Below are 21518 nucleotides of genomic sequence, written 5' to 3'. Positions count from 1 at the left end.
GATCCGCAGCGGAAAAATTCCACCTCGCGCCAGGATCTGCCGCGTTGCTGCCCTCGGGGCATACCTCGGAGGATAAGCACCGCACGTGGGCGCAGGGCCTCACACGCGCTGCTCACGAGGATGTTCACGCGCGTGCACTTGAGTCAGACAGCCACGCTCTCCAGGAAACCCAGGAGTGTGGAGCGGAACTTCTCCGGTGCCTCGAGATGCGGTGAGTGGCCCACGCCTGGGAACACTTCCTCGCGCACGGCGCCGCCTCGCGCGCGGTACTGATCGAACACAGCGCGGGTCTGAGAGACCATCGGCTGCGGAGGGAACACGCTCTCGCCCGGCCACCCTGGCACCAGCCCCAGCTTGCCGAGCATGCCGAAGTCGAAGAGCGAGGCGTCCGAGACGATCTGATCTTCCGCGCCTCGGATCCACAGGATGGGCGGGCGAGGGGACACGTCGATGAGGTTCGTGAGATTGCAGTAGCGGCCGGAGAGCGCGTTGTTCATCCCGAGTGCACCCGGCGCCACACCCGGCCAGTGCTGCGAGGGCTGCATGTTGCCCGGATACGTGCCGTCGCTCACGGCCATCTTGATCATCTCCGAGACGAACACGTCCTCTCGCTCGCGGGGCACTCGGAAAGGAGGCTTGAAGTAGAACTGGTTCATCACGTTGCGCGGAGAGAAGGGGCTCTCCGCGGACATGTCTCCGGCGGCGATCCGCTTGACGAACTCCGGGTTGGCTCCGCCGCCTCCGCAGCCCGCGAAGTCCGGCCAGCACGGTGTTCCGTCCAGACCCTTCGTGCCACCGAAGCCATAGGGAGACACTGGCGCCATCAGCACCAGCGAGGCGACGAGCTCCGGGTGATCGATGGTGAGCTGCATCGCCACGCCCCCTCCCGCGGACCAGCCGACGAGGTGCGCCTTGCGGCCCGGCGGCAGCACCCCCGGGTGGCGCAGGAGCGCGGCGACGTCATCGGAGAAGTCGCGCATCCCGCGCGTCGCGTCGATGGGCGCGCGGTCCGAGCCGCCGTAGCCGCGCAGGTCCGGCGCCAGACACCGGTAGCGCGGAGGCATGGCGGCCATGAGCTCCTCGTAGAAGCGGCCGGAGGAGACGTTGCCGTGGATGAAGAGGATGGGCTCGCCACCGGGCGTGCCGCTCGACAGGACATGGGTGCCGAGGCGCGGGGTGGCGAGCTTCGAGGATGTGATTCCCGGCAAGAGGTTCGTGGCGGCCATGCAGTGTCTCCTGGAGGAGACATCTAGCATGTGCACACGGACGCTAGCGCCGGGTGGCGCGCTTCGCTTGTCCGCGCTTGGCGGTGGACGCGGCCTTGCGAGCTGGGCCGGAGGTGCGCTTGCTGGGGGACTTCCGGCCACCCTTCGCGGCCGTGGTGGACTTGCGCCGGGCACCTCCCGCTTTGCTCGCTGCCTTCTTCGTAGCCTTCTTCGCAGCCTTCTTCGCCACGGGCTTCTTCGCCACGGGCTTCTTCGCCACGGGCTTGCGCTTGGCGGGGGTGGCCGCCTTCTTGGCGCTCGGTCTCGTCTTGCCGCGCTTCCTCGCGCTCACCGCGCCCGTGCCGCTGACGCTCTGCGCGGGCTGCGGCTCGGGAGCCTGGGGTGCCGCGGCGGGAGTTTCGGGAGTCTCAGCCGTCTGCTCCGTCTCAGCGTTCACATCCGGAGGCGTCCGGGCCTCGTTCATCATGCAGTCTCCTCCTTGAGGATGTGCCGCAAGGTAACCACCCCTGTGATGCGACCAAGCATCCCGAGGTAGGATTGATCTCCAGACGACGAATTGCCCCCAGGTACGGCGGGGATTCGTTCGATCCTGGCGCTTGGGCTAGCTCTGGGGCGCAGGCAGAAGCCGCGAGCGGACACCCGAGGAGATGACCCAGAGCTGGTGCGAGGCGCGGGTGATGGCCACGTGGAGCTTGCGGCGGGCCTCGTCCGTCTGCGGCCAGGAGCGCGCGGTCGCGTCCGGGAGGATGACGTAGTCGAACTCGAGCCCCTTGATGCTCTCCACGTCCGTGACGTCCACGCCCGGCTCGAAGGAGAAGTCTCCCTCCAGCACCAGCCGCACCCCCGACATGTCGTCCACCACCTTGTGGAAGGCGCGCGCCGCCTCCGGGCTGCTGGCGATGACGGCCACCGAGGCCTTCGGCTCCCGCTCCAGCAAGTCCTTCAGCGAGTCCCGGACGAAGAGCCACGCCTGGGCCTCCTCCGGGAAGTGGTGGAAGCCCACCGGGACTCCGTCGCGAGCGTTCTTCGGTGGGGACTCGGGCGCCAGCGGGCCCAGCACGTGCCGCGCCAGCTCGATGACCGGACGCGGGCAGCGGTAGGACACCGAGAGCCGCACCGTCGCCGCGTCTTTGACTCCCAGCTCCGCCAGGGCAGCAGGCCAGCCGGCGAAGCTCGTGGTGGTCTGCTGCATCTCGTCGCCCGCCAGCGTGCAGCTGCGCGTCTTGCCGAGCTGCTGCGCCACCACGGACAGCTCGAAGAGCGAGAAGTCCTCGGCCTCGTCCAGCACGGCGTGCGCCAGCGGATCCGTGCCGAGCTCGCTGTACTTCAGCTTGAGGTAGAGCAGCAGCGGCAGGTCCTCCGCGTCCACGGTGCCCGCGAGCGCGTCCGGCGTGGAGTCCTCCACCGAGAGTCCGTCGATCGTCGCCAGCGCCTCCGGGTGGTAGCCCTCCAGCTCCTTCGCGAGCGGCGTGGCGAGCTGGAGCATGGTGTGCCGCACCGTATCGTCGATGGCGGGCGTGGGCAGGTCACCCTGCGAGGCGGCTATGACTTCGGCGAGCGCGGTCCGGTCCGTGAGCACCTCCGCCAGTCGCTTGCGCAGGATCTTGAAGGACGGGTCCTTCGTCTTCCGCTTCCCGAGCTGGCGCTCCAGCACCGGCTTCAGCGCCGGGTGGCGCTTGAGCCGCGCGGCGAGGGCCGGTTTGTCCGAGGACAGGGGAATGGTCTTCATCCCGAACGCCGTGCACGCGGTGGCGTAGGCCCAGGTGTCCAGCGTCTCCACGGAGACGTTGCGCAGCTCCAGGGGCGCGAGCAGACGCTTGGACAGCCGCGCCAAGCCCTCCTCGGGGACAATGACCTTCATCTTCGAGGGCAGCGAGGCCGCGCGCAGCTCGAAGGTGATCTTCGACAGGCGGTGCAAGGCCACGGTGGTCTTCCCGCTGCCCGCGCTCCCGAGCACCAGCAGCGGCTCATTCGCGGCCGTCTGGAGCGCCTCGAACTGCTCGGCGTCGAGCTGGGCCGTGACATCGAACCGGGCCGCGCGGCCTTCCTCGCCGGTGCCCACGCCGAGGCTGCCCGCTCGCACGGCCGTGCCTGCTCCGCCCGAGAGCACGGAGGTGGCGCTCACCTCGCGCCAGTCGCCCTGGGCGGTCCGCTCCAAGTGGAGCGAGCCCGCGCGGATGCGGGTCAGCACACCGCGCTCAATCACCAGCAGCCGCCGGGCCTCGACGACGCCCTCGGAGAGCCGGTCGCCGAACCACTCCTCGTAGTCGTCGCCTTCCGCGTAGCCGTAGAAGACACGGGCGATGGGGGCGTAGCGCCAGTCGATGATGCGCACACCCGCCTGCGCATCCGTGAAGGTGGTGCGCCCCAGCAGGTACTCTTGCGAGGTGCCCTCGTGGCGCTTGAGGCGCAGGTGGGCGAAGTAGGGCGTGGAGGGCTCGGGGAGCTTCGCGCTCGCGTCGCGCTCGAGCACCGCGCGCGTGTTGTCGATCTGCTGGAACAAGGCCGGCAGGTCGCTCTCGACGGCGCTGGTGGCCTCGTCTCGCAGCTCCGTGAGGCGCTCGAGCAGGGCGCTGCGTGGCTGGCCCCTGAGCGCCTGCTGGCGCGCCGCCGTCGCCTGGAGCGCGGAGTGCACGCGCCCTAGCAACGCCTCTTCCTCCGCGATGAGGGCCAGAGCCTGCGCAGAGAGTGCTTCCTTCGGCTCGTTCATAGGGATCCTCGCGCGCAAGGTGAACCCTGGCGCGGGATTGGTCAATCCCTTGGATTTTCAGGAGGATTTGCTACTTTATCTGTGCGCGATGGCTCCCCGGTGACTCGGCGGGTGGAAGCCTCCTCCGCGCGGACCACACACCGCGTGAATTGGCCCGTGAGTTGTGCTTGCTTGCGCGCGCTCATGCCTACCCCGCTCGTGTATCGCCGCTATGGCGGCTCGCTTCAGGTCGATCTTTCCAGCTTCGAGGCGCTCGTCGAAGCCATCCACATTCCTGAGACGCAGTGGATGGCCACCGCGTGTCCCGTCGATGGGCTCCAGTGCGACCCGCGCTTCTTGTCCTTCATGGACGCGGACAAGAACGGACGCATCCGCGTCGCCGAGGTCCGCGATGCCGTGAAGCACACCGCCAAGCTCCTCCAGTCCCGCAAGGGCGCCGACGCCCGGAGCGAGGTGCTCGAACTCGATGCGCTCTCGCCCGAGGGCGCCAAGCTCAAGGCCGCCGCGCTGCGCATCCTCGGCGTCCTCAAGGCCACCGACACCGCGCGCATCTCCCTGGAGCAGGTGCGAGCCAGTGACCCGGTGCTGCGCACCGCGGGCATCAACGGCGATGGCATCGTCGCCCCCGAGTTCCTCCCAGAGAAGGTCCGTGGCCTCGCCTCGCGCATCATCGCCGCGTTCCCCGAGGTGAAGAACCGCGCGGGCCAGGCGGGCATTGACTCCGCCACGCTCCAGCGCTTCCGCGACGCTCGGACCGCGCTCCTGGCCCACACTGGCCAGAAGGCCGCTGTCTTCGTCTGGGGCGAGCAAAGCCTCGCGCGCGCCCAGCGCATTCGCGAGGTGAAGCCGCTGCTGGACGCGTACTTCCTCCAGTGCCGCCTCGTGGCCGCTCAGCCCGAGGCCGCCTCCAGCCTCAAGCTGGCCGCCGGCCGTGTCGAGGGCGTGCTCGGGGACACCGCCGCGCTGGAGAAGGCCGCCACCTCCCTGCCCATCGCTCCGGCGGACCCGGCCGGTGTGCTCACCTGGTCCAAGCTGTACCGGGGGCCCGCCTTCGAGACGCTCGAGGCGTTCCGCAAGGACGTGGCCGCCCCCGTCGCCGGGGACGCGGAGAAGCTGACCGATGCGGCCTGGAGGGACTTGTCCGCCAAGGCCGACGCCGTGCTGGCCTGGCAGGCCACCTTCGACGCCAGCCCCGTGAAGGGCATGCTGGACGAGCTGCCCTCCGTCGCCGACGCGGACCTGGAGGCCATCGAGGCCGCGAGCAAGGCGGACCTCGCGCTCAAGGAGGAACTGGACGCCGTCACCGAGCTGGAGCGCCTCATCCTCTACCAGCGCTGGCTGCTGACGTTCGCCAACAACTTCGTCAGCATGCCGGACCTGTACCATGCCCAGAAGCGCGCCCTCTTCGAGCGGGGCACGCTCATCCTCGGTGGCCGCAAGTACACGCTCGCGGTGCTGGCACAGCCTCGGGCCCCGCACGCCGCCCTCACCAGCCAGGGCACCACCTGCATCCTCTACGTCAACGTGACGCCCAAGGACGGCGGCCCGGGCTACGAGGTGGCCGTCCCCGTCACGCGCGGCCGGAGCGCCAACCTCGAGGTCGGCAAGCGCGGCATCTTCCATGACGTAGATGGCAAGGAGTTCGACGCCACCGTCACTCAGGTCATCCGCCAGCCCGTCTCCCTCTGGGAAGCGATGACCATGCCGTTCCAGCGCATCGGCGCCTTCATCTCCTCGAAGGTGGAGTCCTTCGCGACCGCGGGAGACAAGGTCTTCGAGAGCAAGCTGGAGCAGAGCTATGTGCAGACGACGGCCCTCGCTACCACGGCTACCACCGCGCCTCCCCCGGCTCCGGCAGCGGCTCCCGCGCAGACCGGAGGCGCCGCGGGAATCGTGGCCGCCGGCGGCATCGCGTTCGCGGCGGTGGGCTCGGCGCTGGCCTTCATCGTGGGCCAGGTGAAGTCCCTCACCCTGGTGGATGTCATCTCGGCCGCCATCTCCATCGCGGCCATCGTCATGCTGCCCGCGGGGCTCTTCGGGTGGCTGAAGCTGCGCAAGCGCAACCTCGCGCTGCTGCTCGAGGGCTCCGGCTGGGCGCTCAATGATCGGCTCAAGCTCACGAGCGAGCTGGCCTCTCTCGTGACTCGCAAGCCAGGGCTGCCCAAGGGCGCCAGGGTGGACAGCACGGATCCGCTCCGGTCCACGGTGCAGGGACTCGACACGGACGAGGAGGAGGAGCGGACCTCGCTGGGCAAGAAGCTGCTCGTGGCGCTGGTCATCGCCCTCGCGGTGCTGTGGCAGGTGCGTGTCCCCATCGTCCGCTACGCCTGCGGCCACGGGTGGCTGGGTGCCGAGTCGTGCTCCGCGCTCCTTCCCTCGGAGGCTCCGGCCGCCACCCCGGCCCCGGCTTCACCCCCGCCGCCCGCGGCTCCGTAGGCCACGGATGCGTCGGGTAGGTGACTATCCGACCCACCGAGGTTCGCCGAGTCGTCAAAGAAAGGGATTTAAGCTGGATTTCCCGGGAGAGGTGGTTCAGAGTTTCATCCCAGCGGATAAGTGAAGCGCCCCTGCGTTGCCTATCCTTATAAGGGGCGCCTCCCGCTGGGAGGAAGTGGATGAGGGCCACGCGTCAACAGGGCTGGTGGGTGACCCTGCTGATGGCCAGCGCGGTGGCGGGGTGCTCGCGCGGTGCCCCGGGCCCGGCGGAGCTCTTCCTGGACTCGGTGGTGGGCGCGGTCGCCACGTCGGGTAAGCCGGACCTGTGGGTGTCCTCGGTGGTGGGGCCTTCGAGCGCCACGCCGGGCAGCGCGTCCTTCGTCACGGTGACGGCGTGCAACCAGGGCGCGGGCCGCGTGGACTCCGAGGTGAAGCTGTACCTGTCCGGGGACTCGAGCCTCTCCTCCGAGGACTTCGTGGTGGGCCGCGCGCCGACGGGGCTGCTGCACCCGAAGCAGTGCGCCACGCTGCACGTGCAGGCGCGCGTTCCGGCGCAGGGCTCCGAGGGGCTCTGGTACCTGGGCGCCGTCATCGACTCCGAGGACACCGTGAGCGAGGTGTCCGAGACGAACAACGGCCGCGTGGGCAACCGGGTGGCGATCGGCTCGGGCGCGGAGCTGGTGGTGGCTCGGGTGCGCGCGCCGGCGAGTCTCTCTCCCTCCGCCCGGTTCGAGACGGAGGTCGAGGTGTGCAACGAGGGCACGGAGAGCGCCTCGGCGGACGTGGAGGTCTACGTGTCCGAGGACCCGGTGCTCACCGCCGAGGACGTGAAGGTGGGCACTGGCTCGGCGGGCCTGCTGCGCGAGGGCCAGTGCCGGACGCTGAAGATTCCCTCTCTGGAGGGGGCTCCTCGGGGGCAGTGGTACGTGGCCGCGTGGGTGGACCGCGCCGAGGCCGTGCCGGAGCTGGTGGAGGGCAACAACACGCAGGTGGGTGCGCGGACGGTGGTGGACGATGGGCCGGACTTCACGGTGGTCTCGGTGAGTGGCCCGGCTGCGCTCCCGAGTGGCTCGTCCGAGCCCGTGAGCTTCACCGCCACCGTGTGCAACCAGGGCAACGTGGCGGCGGCGGCGCAGGTGGAGGCGTACCTGTCGACGGACTCGGTGCTGACGGCCGCGGATGTCCGGGTGGGCGGTGCGACGGTCGAGACGCTGGCGCCGGGGAAGTGTGCTCCTGTTCGCATCGAGGGCCCGGCGAGTGTGAGCCCGGGGCTCTGGTACCTGACGGCGTGGGTGGATCGCGAGAACGCGGTGGCGGAGCGGGTGGAGGGCAACAACACGCGGTTCGGCAACCGGGTACCCGCAGGCAGCGCGCCCGACCTGGTGGTGGCGGAGGTGAGCGGTCCGGTGAGCGTGGCGGTGGCTCAGCCGGTGCGCGCCACCGCCACGGTGTGCAACCAGGGGACGTCCGCGAGCCCTGAGTCGGCGGTGGCCTTCTTCCTGTCTCTGGACGCGTCCATCACGGCGGTGGACACGTTGCTGGGCAGCACGCAGGTGCCCGAGCTTGAGGCGGGAGCGTGCGCGCCGGTGGAGCTGACGGGGCTGGCCCAGGTGGCGGAGGGCTCCTGGTACGTGGGCGCCGCTGTGGACGCGGACCACCGCGTGGTGGAGCTGTCGGAGAGCAACAACGCCCGGGCGGGCCACGTGCTGGGCGTGGGGGAGGGCGCGGACCTGTATGTCTCGGAGCTCGTGGCGCCGGAGTACCTCTCGGATGTGCAGACCTTCACGGGCCAGGTGACGGTGTGCAACCAGGGCACGCGGGCGAGCCAGGGGGAGGCGCGGGTGAGCCTCTTCCTCTCGGCGGATGCGGCCATCACCGCTTCGGATCGGCTCATTGGGGATGTGAGCCTGGCTCCTCTAGGGATGGGGGAGTGCACGACGGTGACTGTGGTTGGGAGTGAGAAGCTCCCCGCAGGCACGTGGTACCTGGGCGCCATCGCCGACGTGGAGGGCCGCGAGCCCGAGCTGCTCAAGGACAACAACATCCGCGTGGGTGGCTCGGTGGCCGTGGGCTCCACGCTCGCGATGCTCCACGGGCCTGCGAACGGGCGGCAGGGCCCGGCGCTCGTGGCCTCTCGCGTCACGCACCCCTGAGGCCGCGGCACCGGGGTTGATCGATTCGCGGCACCTGCGGCGCTGGGCTAGAACCCGGCCGCATGACGACTGCCTCTGCGCTTCGGCCGTTCGCGTGGGCCTTGCTGCCCTTGTTGTGGACCTCGTGTGCCACCACGGCACCTGCCTCTGAGTCTGTGACTCCCGCCGCGCAGGCGGCTCCCGCTCCGGTTGCGGACCCCAAGCCTCCCGAGCTGCGCCTGCCCAAGAACGTGCGCCCGGTGCGCTACGCCGTCGAGCTCACCGTCGTCCCCACCCAGGACACCTTCCAGGGGAAGATGGACATCGAGTTGGAGGTGGCGGAAGCCACTTCGCTCATCTGGCTCAACGCCACCGAGCTGAAGGTCTCCTCCGCGCAGCTCTCCGCCGGTGGCAACACCGTGGCCGCGCGCAGCGTGCCCGGAGGCGCGGACTTCGTCGGCTTTGCCTTCGACAAGCCCGTGGCGCCGGGGGCCGCGCGGCTCTCGGTCTCCTACGAGGGTGTCATCGACAAGGAGCGCACCCAGGGCCTCTACCGTGAGAAGGAGAAGGACACCTGGTACGCCTACACCGTCTTCGAGCCCGTGGACGCCCGCCGCGTCTTCCCGTGCTTCGATGAGCCCCACTACAAGGTGCCCTGGCGCCTGAGCCTCCGCGTGCGTGCCGGGGACGTGGCGCTGGCCAATGCGCCCGTCGAGTCCCAGGGCACTCCGGCCGCGGATGGCATGAAGCTCGTCACCTTCGCGGAGACGCCGCCGTTCCCCAGCTACCTCATCGCCTTCGTCGTTGGCCCCTTCGACGTGGTGGATGCGGGCACCTTCGGCCGAGCCAAGACGCCGCTGCGCTTCATCGTCCCCCAGGGCCGCCGCGAGGAGCTGGCCTACGCCCTGAAGTCCACCGCGCGCCTCGTCACCGCGCTCGAGGACTACTTCGACATGCCGTACCCCTTCACCAAGCTCGATGTCGCCGTGGTGCCGCGCTACCGCGGGACCATGGAGCACCCGGGCCTCGTGGCCATTGGACAGCCGCTCGCGCTCATTTCGCCCAAGGAGGAGACGCTCGAGCGGCGCCAGTGGTACGACCGCACCACCCTCCACGAGCTGGCTCACTACTGGTTCGGAGACCTCGTCACCATGGAGTGGTGGGACGATCTCTGGCTCAACGAGTCCTCCGCCTCGTGGCTCGAGGCCAAGCTCATCGACAAGCTGGAGCCCTCGTGGAAGGAGCCCGAGGATCGCCTGGGCGAGCAGCTCTTTGCCCTGCAGACGGATGGGCTCGCCTCCTCGCATCCCATCCGCCAGTCCATCACCTCGCGCACGGACTTCGAGAGCGCCTTCGACAACTCCATCACCTACTTCAAGGGCTCGTCCGTGCTCGGCATGTTCGAGTCCTGGATGGGCGAGGAGACGTTCCGGCGCGGGCTCCAGCGCTACATGCGCCAGTACGCGGGGAAGACCACCACCGCCAAGGAGCTGCTCGCTGCCCTCAGCGCCGAGTCCGGACGCGATGTGGCCGCCGCGATGAGCACGTTCCTCGATCAGCCGGGCGCGCCGGTCGTCTCCGTGGACCTGCAGTGTGACAAGGGCCAGGCTCCGCGCCTGAAGCTCTCGCAGACGCGCTTCTTCGCCAACAAGCCGCAGGGGACGCCTCCGGCGCAGCACTGGCAGATTCCCATCTGTGTCCGCTACGGCGGCACCGGGCCGCAGGGCCGTGCGTGCACGTTGCTCACCGAGCCCACGGGCGAGCTCGTGCTGTCCGAGGCCAAGGCCTGCCCCACCTGGGTCTTCGCCAACGAGGACGCGCGGGGGTACTACCGCGTGGCTTACAGCGAGCCGCTGCGGCAGCAGTTGGTGAAGGCGAACCTGAAGCCGCTCACGCCGCGCGAGCGTGGGGCGATGCTCGCGGACCTGCGGAGCTTCGCCAGCGCGGGCCAGTTCCCGGTGGCCGAGGCGCTTGCCATGGCGCCAGGCCTGTTGAAGGAGCAGGACCGGGCCTCCACCGAGGCGGGCGTGGCGATGCTGAGCCTCCTGCGCCCGGACGTGCTGCCGGACGCGTGGATGCCTCACTATGAGCGGGTGCTACAGAAGCTGGTGGTGCCTCGGGCGAAAGCCCTCGGGTGGAAGGACCGTCCTGGGGAGGACGAGGACACGCGGAAGCTGCGAAACCAGTTGCTGTGGTTTGCCACGCTCTACGGCAAGGATCCCTCGCTCCTGGCTGAGGCTCGCACGCTGGCGAAGGCGTGGCTGGAGGATCCCTCGGTGGTGTCGCCGGACCGGGTGGGCACCCTGCTGTCGTCGGCGGCCTCCGTGGGGGATCGGGCCTTCTTCGACGCCCTGGTGAGCAAGGCTCGCAAAGAGCAGCAGCCCGAGAAGCGGGGGATGCTGTTCTATGCGCTGGGGAACTTCCGGGATCCGGCGCTCGTGCGTGAGGCGCTGGGGCTGATGATGGATGGGACGTTCCCGCTCCGGGACAGCTGGGGCCTGCTGTTTGGAGTGATCAACAAGCGGCAGACGCGGCCCATCGGGTACGCCTTCTTGAAGGAGAACTTCGACAAGCTCACCGCGGGCCTGGGGGCCTCGGAGGCGCAGGGCCTGTTCAACGTGCCGGGCTTCTTCTGCGACAAGGCCGCACGGGATGACGCCCAGGCCTTCTTCACGCCTCGCGCCAGCCACGTGGATGGGGCGCCGCTGGTACTCACCCGCTCGCTAGAGCGCGCGGACCTGTGTATCTCCGCGTGGGAGCGCGACCAGGCGGCCATCACCGGCTTCCTGAAGCGCTACTGAAATCACCGGGGCCCTGGGCCGTATCCCTCCCGAGGCTGCCCCTCACCCCCCTCGCACACAGGGGGAGAGTGGGGCAGACTCAGGCCGCAGTGCGTCAGCAGTCCGCGCGGAGTGTCCCGCGCTCGGAGGAGCGGAGACCATGTTTTCACTGTGCACCCTGGCCGTCTCGGGCTTCGTCGTCGGCATGATCGCCCGCTTCATCATGCCGGGCCATCAGCACATCGGAATCATCCGCACCGCCCTCCTGGGCATCGGCGGCTCCTTCGTCGGCGGCTTCCTCAGCGCCCTCATCTTCGGCGGCAACTGGCGCCACCCCAGCCCCTCCGGATGGATCGGCTCCGTCATCGGCTCCGTCGTCCTCCTCATCCTCTCCGAGGCGCTGTTCTCCCGTCGGCGCTAGGCTGCACCCGGGGGTGTAGGCCCCTCCACCCACCCGACACTCCCTCCCACGCCCGGCGGGAAGATGGTCGGAAAGCGCGAGCCGTGCCCCGTTCTGTAGTAAGTGGCCCCTTGCTGGCAGCGGCCCCCCGCTGCCTCCGACGCAAGGAAAGGCGAAGACATGCGGAAAATGTGGGTACTGACTATGGGGCTGGCGCTGGCCGGCTGCCAGAAGCCAGCTGATAACAAGGCCCCCGAGGGCACCTCGGGCGCCACCGGCACCAACGCGGCCGCGGGTTCTCCCGCCAACCCGCAGACCGACGACCAGAAGACGCTCTATGCGCTCGGCCTCTCCATCGGCCGCAGCGTGGGCATGTTCAACCTCACGCCCGAGGAGCTCGAGTTCGTCAAGGCCGGCATCACCGCCCAGGTGAAGGGCGAGAAGACCGCCGTCGACATCCAGGAGTACGGCCCCAAGATTCAGACCCTGGCCATGTCCCGCCAGTCCGCCAAGTCCGCCGGCGAGAAGGAGAAGGGCAAGGCCTTCCTGGAGCAGGCCGCCAAGGAAGAGGGCGCCCAGAAGACCGAGTCCGGCATGGTCTACAAGGAGACCCAGGCCGGCACCGGCGCCCAGCCCAAGTCCTCGGACATCGTCAAGGTGCACTACCGGGGCACCCTCACCGACGGCAAGGAGTTCGACAGCTCCTTCAAGCGCGGCGAGCCCGCCACCTTCCCGCTCAACGGCGTGATCCGCTGCTGGACCGAGGGTGTTCAGAAGATGAAGGTCGGCGGCAAGGCCCGCCTCGTGTGCCCGTCGGAGCTGGCCTACGGCGATCGCGGCGCTCCGCCGGACATCCCGGGTGGTGCCACGCTCGTGTTCGAGGTGGAGCTGCTGGACGTCACCCCGGGCATGGCTCCTCCCACCCCCGTGATTCCGCAGAACACCCCGGGCGTCCCGCCCCCGGGCAAGTCGGCCACGCCCCCCACGGGCCTGGGCGCCAAGATGAGCCAGCCGAAGCAGGAGACGCCTCCGCCGACCAAGTAGTCCGCACTGTCAGCGGGTGAGCATCTCGAGCCTTCAGGATCTCACATCCGGGCACCTCGGGCCGGTCTTCCGGCCCGGGGACCCCTTGGAGGCTGGCTCGGCATCCCTAGATTGCCCCGACGCCACAGGGGAAGGGGATGCCATGAGCCTCATCAGGGAGTGGACGTTCGGAAACCACACCGCCCGTTGGGAAGAGCCGGATCTGCTGCGCCTGACGTGGCGGGGACCGACGCGGGTGGAGGATGTGGACAGCTTGGTCCTCATCGTCAAAGCCGTGGCCGCCGAGCGCCCCATCTTCGTCATCTCGGATGTGTCTCAGTCCACCATCGACAAGGCCGCGCGCGAGCGCTTCTCTCAGAGCTTGCACGCGCAGTGGTTCCACGGACTGGTCTACGTGGGCGCGGACGCGCTGCAGCGCGCCATCACCAAGGCCATCGTCATCGCGCTCTACCTCACCGGGAAGTGGCGCGTGGACATCGAGTTCGCGGATACGGAGGACGAGGCGCAGCGCATCGTCTCGCGCATCCGTCGCGCACGCGGGGTGCCAGATCCCCACCGCGAGTCCGCGGTGCCGCTGAGCTTGCAAGAGCCTCAGGCCATGGCCTGAGCGCCGCGCGCCTCACTTCCGGGCTTGGTCCCGGATCCACGCGCGCAAGTCCTGAGGGTCCAAGGGCAGATCGTCCCGCCACACCCGTACCGTGCCGTCCTGCCCGGCGGACAGGACGGAGCGCCCATCCCGCGAGAACGCTACGTGGAGCACCGGGCCGCGATGCTCCTTGAGCACCCGGCTCTCGCCACTCTGCCGGTCCCACACGCGGACGGTGCCGTCGCTGCTGGCGGTCACCATGCGCTGGCCCTCGGGAGAGAATGCCAAATCGAGCGCGTGGTGGGTGTGGCCCAGGTAGGACGTCAGGAACTGGCGCTTCTGGAGATCCCACCGGCGCACCCGGGGCTCGCCCGCGCTGGAGATGAGCAGCTCCCGCCCATCCGGAGTGAAGCGCAGCAGCTGGACGCCCACGGCGCCCATGTCCAGTGAGTGCCCGGAGGCCTCGTTCGGCGTGGAGCCCGCGTCTCGCTGGAGCCACTCCACCCAGACGGTGTGATCCTGGCTCCCAGAGGCGAGGATTTCGCCGTCGGGCGAGAAGGACAGGTCCGAGACATCCTGCGCGTGGCGGTGCACCACGCGGTCCTTTCCGCTCGCCAGCTCCCAGAGGCGCACCGCTCCGTCCTTGCCTCCCGAGGCGAGCTGCCGCCCATCCGGAGAGAAGGCCACCGCGCCCACGAAGCCCTCATGTTGGCCCAGGGCGCGCCCTTGGCCCGAGACGGTGTCCCAGAGCCACACCGTGCCCGCCCCATCTCCGGCTGCCACCTGCCGTCCATCCGCCGAGAAGCGCAGCGCGAGGACGCGATCCGTGGGCCCCGCGAACCGCTGGAGCTGCTGGCCCTGCTCATCCCAGAGCACCACCGTGCCGTCCTTGCCTCCGGTGACGAGCCGGCTGCCGTCCGGCAGCGCGGAAGCCGCCGTGAGCGCCCCAGGAGCTTCGCGCACCTCGTCGGCGCTCTCCTCCAGGGAGGAGCGGTGGAGCCGTCCCTCCAGTCCATCCACGGACAGCACGTGCCGCCCATCGGGCGTGGGCACAAGTGCGAGCACCTTGTCCGGCACCATCCCCAGGATCTCGGCTAGGACGTTGTAGCGCATCTCGCGTGGGACGATCTCCTTGGGAAGCTCGCCCTCCAGCTTCGCCACGACGCGCGTGGAGCGCTCCTCCACCTCGTGGATGCGGGCCGCGCCGTCATGGCTGGCGGTGATCAGCCGCTTCCCATCGGGAGAGAAGGCCACCGCGCTGAGCGTCACCGTGGCGCCGTGCAGCACGCGCGACTGGCCCGTGGCCAGCTCCCACATGCGGGCCTTGCCATCGCGGCCGCCCGAGGCCAGCCACCGGCCATCGGGGGAGAAGGCGATCGAATCCCACCAGCCCGGGGCGCTCTCGAAGGTGCGCAGCTCGCCGCCCGGCAGTTCCCACAGCAGCGTTTGCCCCTCCGAGGACAGGGCCGCCAGCCGGCTCCCATCGGGAGAGAACCTCAACGCCTGGATGGAGCCACGCCCGCCTTCGAGCTCGCGGGGGAGCTGCTCGGCGGACTCCCACAAGAGGACCTTGCCCCTGTTGGTGGCCACCGCGAAGGCGCTGCTCTTCTGAGAGGCGGCCACCATCGTGAGCGAGAGCGTGCCCGAGACAATGAGCTGGCGGGTCCCGTCTTCCACGTCCCACAGCCGCGCGGTCAGATCCTGGGTGCCTGCGGACAGCAGGTGCCGTCCGTCACTCAGCACGCCCAGGGCCACCACCTCACCCTCGTGCTTCCCGATGATGTGGCCCGCCCCGGAGGCCACCTCCCACTTCCGGAGCTCCCCATGGGAGTCCGCCGAATAGAGGAAGCGCCCGTCCGTGGAGAACTGCAGGCAGCCCACCGAGCCGGTGTGCCCCAGGAGCAGGCGCGAGGTGCCCGTGGCCAGCTCGAGCAGCCGCACCTGTCCATCCTTGCTGCTGGAGGCCACGTACCGCTCGTCGGGCGAGAGGGCGAAGCGCCACGCCTCGTCGTTGAAGGTCTCCAGGACCTGAGCCTTGCCCGTCTGCACGTCCCAGCGGCGCAAGGTGCGGTCATCGCTGACGGTGAACACGTGGAGCCCATCCGCCGAGAACCCGGCCAGGTTGATGGCGCCCCCATGGCCTCGGAGGGTGGTGGGGACGCCCTGCGCCAGCGCGGCCGCCGCCAGCGTGCGCGCCGAGCCCCACTCCTGGAAGCCCGGGGAGAGGGACTCCAGCAGCGGGAGGACTCGCTCGGGGGATTGCGCCACCGCGGAGCGGGCCTCCATCACCGTGAGCGAGTCGGCGCGCTCGCGGGCTTCCTTCTCTGCCCTTTCCGCGGCGAGCTGCTTGGCCTCGGCGCGGTCCCGCTCCTTCTCGGCGCGATCCCGCTCTTGGAGGATGCGATCGTGATCGCGCGCCTCCTTCACCAGGAGCGCGGCCACCGCCAAGGCGCCGACGAGGAGGGCCGCTCGGTGCCTGCGGACGAAGCGCAGCACGCGCTCCGAGGCCGTGTAGCGGTGCGCGTTGACCAGCTGGCCGCGCTGGAAGCGGCGCAGGTCCTCGGCCAGCTCGCGGGCGGAGGGGTAGCGCTGAGCAGGGTCTCGGGCCATGGCGCGCGAGACGATGTCGAGCAGCTCCTGGGTCAACCGGGGCTGGAGCTTCGCCAGCGAGGTGGGCTCCTGAGAGAGCACGCGCTGGAGGACCTCTTGAGGGTCTGTCCCCACGTAGGGCGCCTGGCCCGAGAGCAGGTGATAGAGGAGGGCGCCCAGGGCGTACACATCGGCGCGCTCGTCGACGGGCTGACCCGAGGCCTGCTCGGGCGGCATATAGCCCGGGGTTCCCAGGATGGTGCCCAGCTGCGTGCGCTCGGGATCCGCTGAGGCGGGGGACGTGGCACCAGAGGCCAGCAGCGGCACCTCCGGCTGGTCGAGCTCCTTGGCCAGTCCCCAGTCGATGACGACGGTCTCGCCGAACTCGCCCACCAGGATGTTCGAGGGCTTCAGGTCTCGGTGGATGACGCGCTGGCTGTGCGCGTAGGCCATGGCCTCGGCCACGGCGAGCACATGAGGCAGTGCAGCCAACCGCTCATCGAGTGAGCCCATGGACTCGATGACGCGAGCCAGGGAGCGCCCGGAGACGAGCTTCATTGCATAGAAGGGCTCGCCGCCGGGAAAGCGCCCGGCCTCGTAGACGGGGACGATGGAGGGGTGCTGGAGGCGGGCCGTGATGCGGGCCTCGCGCAGGAAGCGCTCCTCGGGAGAGGTGGTGGGAGAGATGGGCTCCTTGAGAGCGACGACGCGCTCGAGGTGCAGGTCCTGGGCGCGGAGGATGCGGCCGTGGCCGCCCTCGGCGACGATGCCCTCCAACAGGTAGCGCTCGCGGGCCACCTGAGGCAGGTTCACGCGACTCACGTCGAGAGCCACGCCTCCCTGTGAGGGCGTCTTCGGGTTGGGCCCGAGCGTGGCGGCGAACGCATCGACGGCCGTAGGCGCCGACTCGGTCGGGGTTCGACGAAGGGTGGCGGCCTCCACGTCCTGCTGCGGCGAGGAGGGCTTGTCGGACTCGTCCATCGCACCCAGTCTGCTAGCGTTTCCCGGGCCATGACACCAGCACTGCTGACGCTTGTCTGCCTGCTCTCTACGGGAGCGACCCACGATACCCGCTTGGACGTTCCCGAAGCCTCGGTGAGTCCCGCTCCCTCCAAGGCCTCGCGACTGGAGCTGCAGCCTGGAGAGACTCCCGTGGCCATGGCCGTGTGGCCGCTGGGGCCCGAGGTGGCCGTCTCGGTGCGCTCGGCGGATGGGGCCTCGCGGCTGGTGTTCTGGCGAGTCGGCGAGGCGAAGCCCTCGGGGGCGTGGCAGGCCCCTGCGGGGACGTCGCTCGAGGCGGTGGCGTGGCACCCGGCCTCGCGCAAGGTGTTTGTCCTCACGCACCAGGGCCGCCGCTGGGGGATCAGCGCGCTGGAGCCCGTGAAGGGAGGCACCTTCCGCTCACAGGAGGTGCACTCGACGGATCGCGAGCTGAAAGGGCTCATCGTGGGCCCGCGGCCCTTTGCGTTCTATCAGGGCCAGCAGGTGCGGGACTTCCGGCTCTTCTTCGGGGTCCGCTACGGGAGCGGCTTTGGCATCCACACGCTGATGGAGAAGGGCAGCCGCGAGTACCTGGTGCTGGGCCCGGCCAAGCAGGCGCTGCCCGCGCGCGGCATGGATGAATACGAGGTGCCGCAGCCCATCGACGTCCCGAGCGCCCTGCCGCTCGCGGTTCACCCCAGTGGCAGGCGGCTCCTCTACGCCGAGGAGGCGGGGCGCGTGCGGCTCGCCTACTACGCTCCGGGGTGGCAGGCGATGGAGCAAGAGGCGCTGCCCGGCACGGCGGTGGCCTTCCTGCCCAACGGATTGGGCCAGCTGCTGTGGGAGCCGGGGAAGCCCGGGGCTCAGGCGCAGGTGTCGCTCGAGCCGAAGCCGCGGTTGCTCGCGCAGTCGCAGAGCTTCCTCGTGCCGCCCGCGCTGACGGCGGATGGCCGGGGCCTCGTGGGCGTGGTGGGCGGCGAGCGCCCCGCGCTGATCTTCGAGCCCGTGCAGCTTCCGCTCGCGGATGTCTCCAACGCGTGGCTGGCGGTGAAGTCGAAGGCCGAGCTGGAGAAGTTCGGGCGCTACGCCGGGGCGTTCGTGCCCACGAAGAACGCGCAGCTCTACAGCCTCTATGAGGAGGAGCTCTACCACGACGACAGCACGCAGTCGGTGCCCTACCTCGTCACGACGGACGCCTTCTGGGAGCTGTTCGCGGCGGCGTACGAGGGCTCCTTCATCCTGGCCGAGCGGTACGAGGCCATGCCGCGCTTCTGGGAGTTCGTCCGAGCGGCGACCCCGGCGCTGAAGAAGGCGGATGCGAAGTGGGGAGCGGTGTTCACGGCGCTCGAGTCCCTCCGGGCGGAGAAGACACCGAGCAACCCCGAGGCGAAGAAGATCCTCGCGGCCAAGGGCACCGAGCCCTCCCCGGCGCTGGGGGAGTCCTTCGACTACAGCGAGCTGAAGCCGCGCGGCCACTACACGGCCTCGGACGACTTGAAGCGGTACTTCCAGGCGATGCACTACCTGACGACGGTGTCGAAGCAGCTCGACGTGAAGGCGCTGGAGGCGCTGCCGGCCCCGGCGCAGGCGCTCGCGCAGGCGTGGATCTCCGCCTACGAGGGCTACATCGCTCCGGCCCGCTCTCCGTTGATCTGGTCGAAGGGCGCATTCACCCCGCCGCCCTACCTGCGCAACCCGGGCACGAACCCAGTGCTGTTCCCGCTCTCCTGGGGCTTCGACAACGAGGCGATGTTCACGGACGTGTTCCACTGCGCCACGCCGCTGGCCGAGCGCATCCAGGGGCCACCGCGCCAGGGCGCGAAGGTGGATCCGCAGTTGCTGGAGGCGACAGCGCGGTGCCCCGAGCGGGCGCCAGGACCGATGGTGCCGCGGCTACTGCCCTCGGGGCTGGATGTGGCGGCGGCGATGGGCAGCCAGTGGGCGCGTGGGAAGATGGCGCAGGAGCTGGAGCAGTTCCCCCCACTCGGGAAGGCGCTTGACGCGCTGAACACGCGGTTCTCCCAGCACCTGGCCGCGCAGGGCCCGGCGAACCTCTACGACCGGTGGCTGCGGGCGCTGGCGCTGCAGTGGGCCGATGACGTGGCGCCGCCGCCGGGAGTGGACGGGGAGCTGTGGAAAGCGAAGCGGCTGCAGACGGGCCTGGCGAGCTGGGCGACGCTGCGGCACGCCACGGTGCTGGTGAATGAGCGCTCCGCGGCGGAGCTCGGCGCGGGCGGGGAGTTCGAGGAGATCTTCCCGGAGCAGCCGCGAGGCTACGTGGAGCCGGATCCGCGCACGTTCGAGGCGATCGCGCAGCTCTTCGAGGCCAGCGCGGAGACGTTCCGCCGCGCGAGCGCTGGGTTGGGGGCGCGCAAGTTCGACAGCCCCATGGAGCAGGACCGTGAGCAGGTGCGCGAGGGCGTGCTCAAGCGGCTCGCGAGCTCGGCGGCGGCGGCGCGCTCCTTCAAGGCCATGGCGGAGAAGCAGCTGCGCGGGGAGGCGCTCAAGCCGCAGGAGTACGATCAGATCCTCTACGTGGGCCGGAACTTCGAGCACAACTACCTGGTCTTCAAGAGCCTGGGGAACCCGAAGCTGGCGCTCTCGGAGCCCACGCCTCTGCCCAAGATCGCGGACGTGGCGGACGGAGGGCCCAAGCCGTTGCTGCACGCGGCGGTGGGCACGCCGCTGGAGTGGAAGCTGGTGGTGCCGCACCTCGGGCGCCGACAGGTCGTCCGGGGCGCGGTCTATTCGTACTACGAGCTGATCAACGACGAGCCGCTGTCGGACGCGGAGTGGCAGCAGCGAGAGGCACGCACGCCCCGGCCGTCCTGGCTCACTCCCTTCATCGCGAAGCCGTGAGCGCGCGTCCGCTCCTCCTGGCGGGTCTCCTGTGCGCGGTCTGGGTGGGCCGAGCCGAGGCGGGAGAGGCGCGCCTGCTCTTCGTGGGAGACATCCTCGCGGAGCGCGGCACGCCGGAGCCCGAGGCGGGAAACTCCTGGCTGAAGGAGGCCCGTGCGTCGCAGCTCGTGGTGGGGAACCTGGAGGGCGCGCTGGGAGAGGCGTCCTCGTGCGTGCGGCCGACCCCGCAGTCTCCGTGCTTCGCCATGCCAGAGCAGACAGCGGGGTTGCTGGCCCGAGCGGGCTTCACGGCGCTGGGGCTGGAGAACAACCACGTGGGCGACCTGGGGCCCGAGGCGCCCGTGAGGACGGCGCGGGAGCTCGTGGAGCAGGGCGTGTTCCCGCTGCGCTACGAGTCCTCTCCCACGTTCCTCCGGGTGGGGGAGCTCACGGTGGGGCTCGTCTCTCTGTCGCGAGTCTCCAAGGGCACGGGGCCGGTGCGAGAGGTGCCCTCGGTGGCGCTGGCACAGAAGCTGCGGCTGGCGCGGCAGCTGTCGAACCTGGTGGTCGTCTACGTGCATTGGGGCGAGGAGCTGTTCGACTGGCCGCACCCGGACCAGCGGCAAGCAGCGCGGTGGCTCGTGGCGCAAGGCGCGGATCTGATCATCGGCCACCACCCGCACGTGGTACAGCCGCCCGAGTGCGTGGAAGGCCGGCCTGTCTTCTTCTCGGTGGGCAACTTCCGATTCCGCGACAAGTACCCTGCGGGGCGCGAGGGACTGGCGGCGGACTGCCGAGCCGAGGAGGGCACCTTGCGCTGCGGAGGCCTGAAGACCTCCTTCGCCTTTGGAAGCGGCTGGCCCGAGGCCGCTCCGAGCCCCGAGACCACAGAGCGCCTGAAGCACTGCGAGGTGCCCCTGCACGCGCCGCTGGAGCTGGCGGGCCTGAAACTCCAGGCGCGCTCGGCCCTGAGCGAGCAGCCCACCGCCGAGGTGGAGCTGGTCCACGAAGGAAAGGTGACAGCGAGGGTCGGCTCGGGAGCGCTGGTGGCGCTCGAGACGGGGCCGATGGACGCGGGCGGCGAGCCGAGGCTGTTCACGGTGGAGCGCCGGTTCTCTCCGCTGGATGGAGAAGAGGGCCTGCGCCCCTACGTGTACGAAGCGCGGGGCGGACGGCTCGTGGCGCGCTGGCGTGGCTCAGGGCTCGCGTGGCCGCTGCTGGACGCGCGGTTGCTGCCGGGAGAGCCCGGGGTGCTCTGCGCGCGGCACCGGATGGACTCCTTCGTGGCGCTGCGGCCGAGCGCTCCCGGCTCTCGCGTCGCCGCCTACCGGTGGAAAGGCTTTGGCTTCAAAGGAGATGACTCGGACGAGCTCGCCCTCCGCTGCGAAGCGCGGCTGGCCGTGGGCGAGGCCAGGCGTTAGACATCCGCCTCTATGACACGTCTAACACTCTCGCAGGACAAGGTCGCTCCCGCCGTTCAAGAGGCGGTGGGCAAGCTCCACCGCGACATCGTCGAGCATGTGGCCACCACAGTCGCGCGCGACAAGGTGGTGGTGGTGGGTATGGCGCAGAACGGGTTCGTGAGACGGGCGCGCAAGCTTCTGGAGGCCGAGGGCATCAAGTTCACCTACCTCGAGTACGGCAGCTACTTCTCGATGTGGCAGCAGCGCCTGGCCCTGAAGCTCTGGGCTGGCTTCCCCACGTTCCCGATGGTCTTCATCGACGGGACGCTGATCGGCGGCTTCACGGACCTCGAAGCGCTGAAGCAGCAGGGGAAGCTGCCCAAGTAGCCCTCC

At 69.9% G+C, this 21518-nt stretch carries 13 protein-coding genes; 9 read left to right on the top strand and 4 right to left on the bottom strand.

Annotation, left to right across the window (positions count from 1 at the left end; all coding sequences use genetic code 11):
- Positions 1-143: 143 nt before the first annotated feature.
- From DB31_RS26840 to DB31_RS26830, 3 genes are all read right to left on the bottom strand, one after another.
- A complete protein-coding gene (locus DB31_RS26840; protein ID WP_044192736.1) occupies positions 144-1226 on the bottom strand; it encodes an alpha/beta fold hydrolase in 1083 nt (360 codons plus the stop codon).
- A gap of 43 nt (positions 1227-1269) precedes the next feature.
- On the bottom strand, positions 1270-1692 hold the full coding sequence (locus DB31_RS26835; protein ID WP_052420265.1) for a hypothetical protein: 423 nt from the start codon (positions 1690-1692) through the stop codon (positions 1270-1272).
- Positions 1693-1827: 135 nt separating this feature from the next.
- Positions 1828-3936, bottom strand: coding sequence for an ATP-binding domain-containing protein (locus tag DB31_RS26830; protein ID WP_044192735.1), 2109 nt, complete (start codon positions 3934-3936; stop codon positions 1828-1830).
- A gap of 183 nt (positions 3937-4119) precedes the next feature.
- Between DB31_RS26830 and DB31_RS26825 the strand changes: the two genes are divergently transcribed.
- From DB31_RS26825 to DB31_RS26800, 6 genes are all read left to right on the top strand, one after another.
- The gene (locus DB31_RS26825; protein ID WP_044192983.1) at positions 4120-6372 is read left to right on the top strand and encodes a hypothetical protein; all 2253 of its coding nucleotides are present in this window, start codon (positions 4120-4122) and stop codon (positions 6370-6372) included.
- Positions 6373-6551: 179 nt separating this feature from the next.
- Positions 6552-8525 (top strand): CARDB domain-containing protein, encoded by a 1974-nt coding sequence (locus tag DB31_RS26820; protein ID WP_052420264.1) that lies wholly within the window; start codon positions 6552-6554, stop codon positions 8523-8525.
- A gap of 62 nt (positions 8526-8587) precedes the next feature.
- Positions 8588-11305 (top strand): M1 family metallopeptidase, encoded by a 2718-nt coding sequence (locus DB31_RS26815; protein WP_063769266.1) that lies wholly within the window; start codon positions 8588-8590, stop codon positions 11303-11305.
- Positions 11306-11444: 139 nt separating this feature from the next.
- Positions 11445-11705 (top strand): GlsB/YeaQ/YmgE family stress response membrane protein, encoded by a 261-nt coding sequence (locus tag DB31_RS26810; RefSeq protein ID WP_044192733.1) that lies wholly within the window; start codon positions 11445-11447, stop codon positions 11703-11705.
- A gap of 159 nt (positions 11706-11864) precedes the next feature.
- Entirely contained in the window at positions 11865-12728 is an 864-nt protein-coding gene (locus DB31_RS26805; RefSeq protein ID WP_044192730.1) for an FKBP-type peptidyl-prolyl cis-trans isomerase, read from the top strand.
- Positions 12729-12870: 142 nt separating this feature from the next.
- Positions 12871-13335, top strand: a complete 465-nt coding sequence (locus DB31_RS26800) for a hypothetical protein (protein WP_063769265.1) — start codon at positions 12871-12873, stop codon at positions 13333-13335.
- A gap of 12 nt (positions 13336-13347) precedes the next feature.
- On the opposite strand, the gene DB31_RS26795 is transcribed toward DB31_RS26800, so the two are convergent.
- Positions 13348-16884 (bottom strand): protein kinase domain-containing protein, encoded by a 3537-nt coding sequence (locus DB31_RS26795; protein ID WP_044192728.1) that lies wholly within the window; start codon positions 16882-16884, stop codon positions 13348-13350.
- Between the two features lie 93 nt (positions 16885-16977).
- Here DB31_RS26795 and DB31_RS26790 point away from each other — a divergent pair, with 93 nt between their 5' ends.
- The 3 genes from DB31_RS26790 to DB31_RS26780 are packed head-to-tail and all read left to right on the top strand — an operon-like array spanning position 16978 to position 21512.
- Complete coding sequence (locus DB31_RS26790) at positions 16978-19743, top strand: DUF3160 domain-containing protein (RefSeq protein WP_044192726.1); 2766 nt, start codon at positions 16978-16980, stop codon at positions 19741-19743.
- Complete coding sequence (locus tag DB31_RS26785; RefSeq protein WP_052420262.1) at positions 19740-21143, top strand: CapA family protein; 1404 nt, start codon at positions 19740-19742, stop codon at positions 21141-21143. The genes DB31_RS26790 and DB31_RS26785 overlap by 4 nt, the downstream gene beginning before the upstream one ends.
- A gap of 12 nt (positions 21144-21155) precedes the next feature.
- Positions 21156-21512, top strand: coding sequence for a glutaredoxin (locus DB31_RS26780; RefSeq protein ID WP_044192724.1), 357 nt, complete (start codon positions 21156-21158; stop codon positions 21510-21512).
- Positions 21513-21518 lie beyond the last annotated feature (6 nt).

Source organism: Hyalangium minutum (assembly GCF_000737315.1).
In the GTDB taxonomy this organism is placed as follows: domain Bacteria; phylum Myxococcota; class Myxococcia; order Myxococcales; family Myxococcaceae; genus Hyalangium; species Hyalangium minutum.
This window is presented reverse-complemented; position numbering and strand designations above follow the sequence as displayed.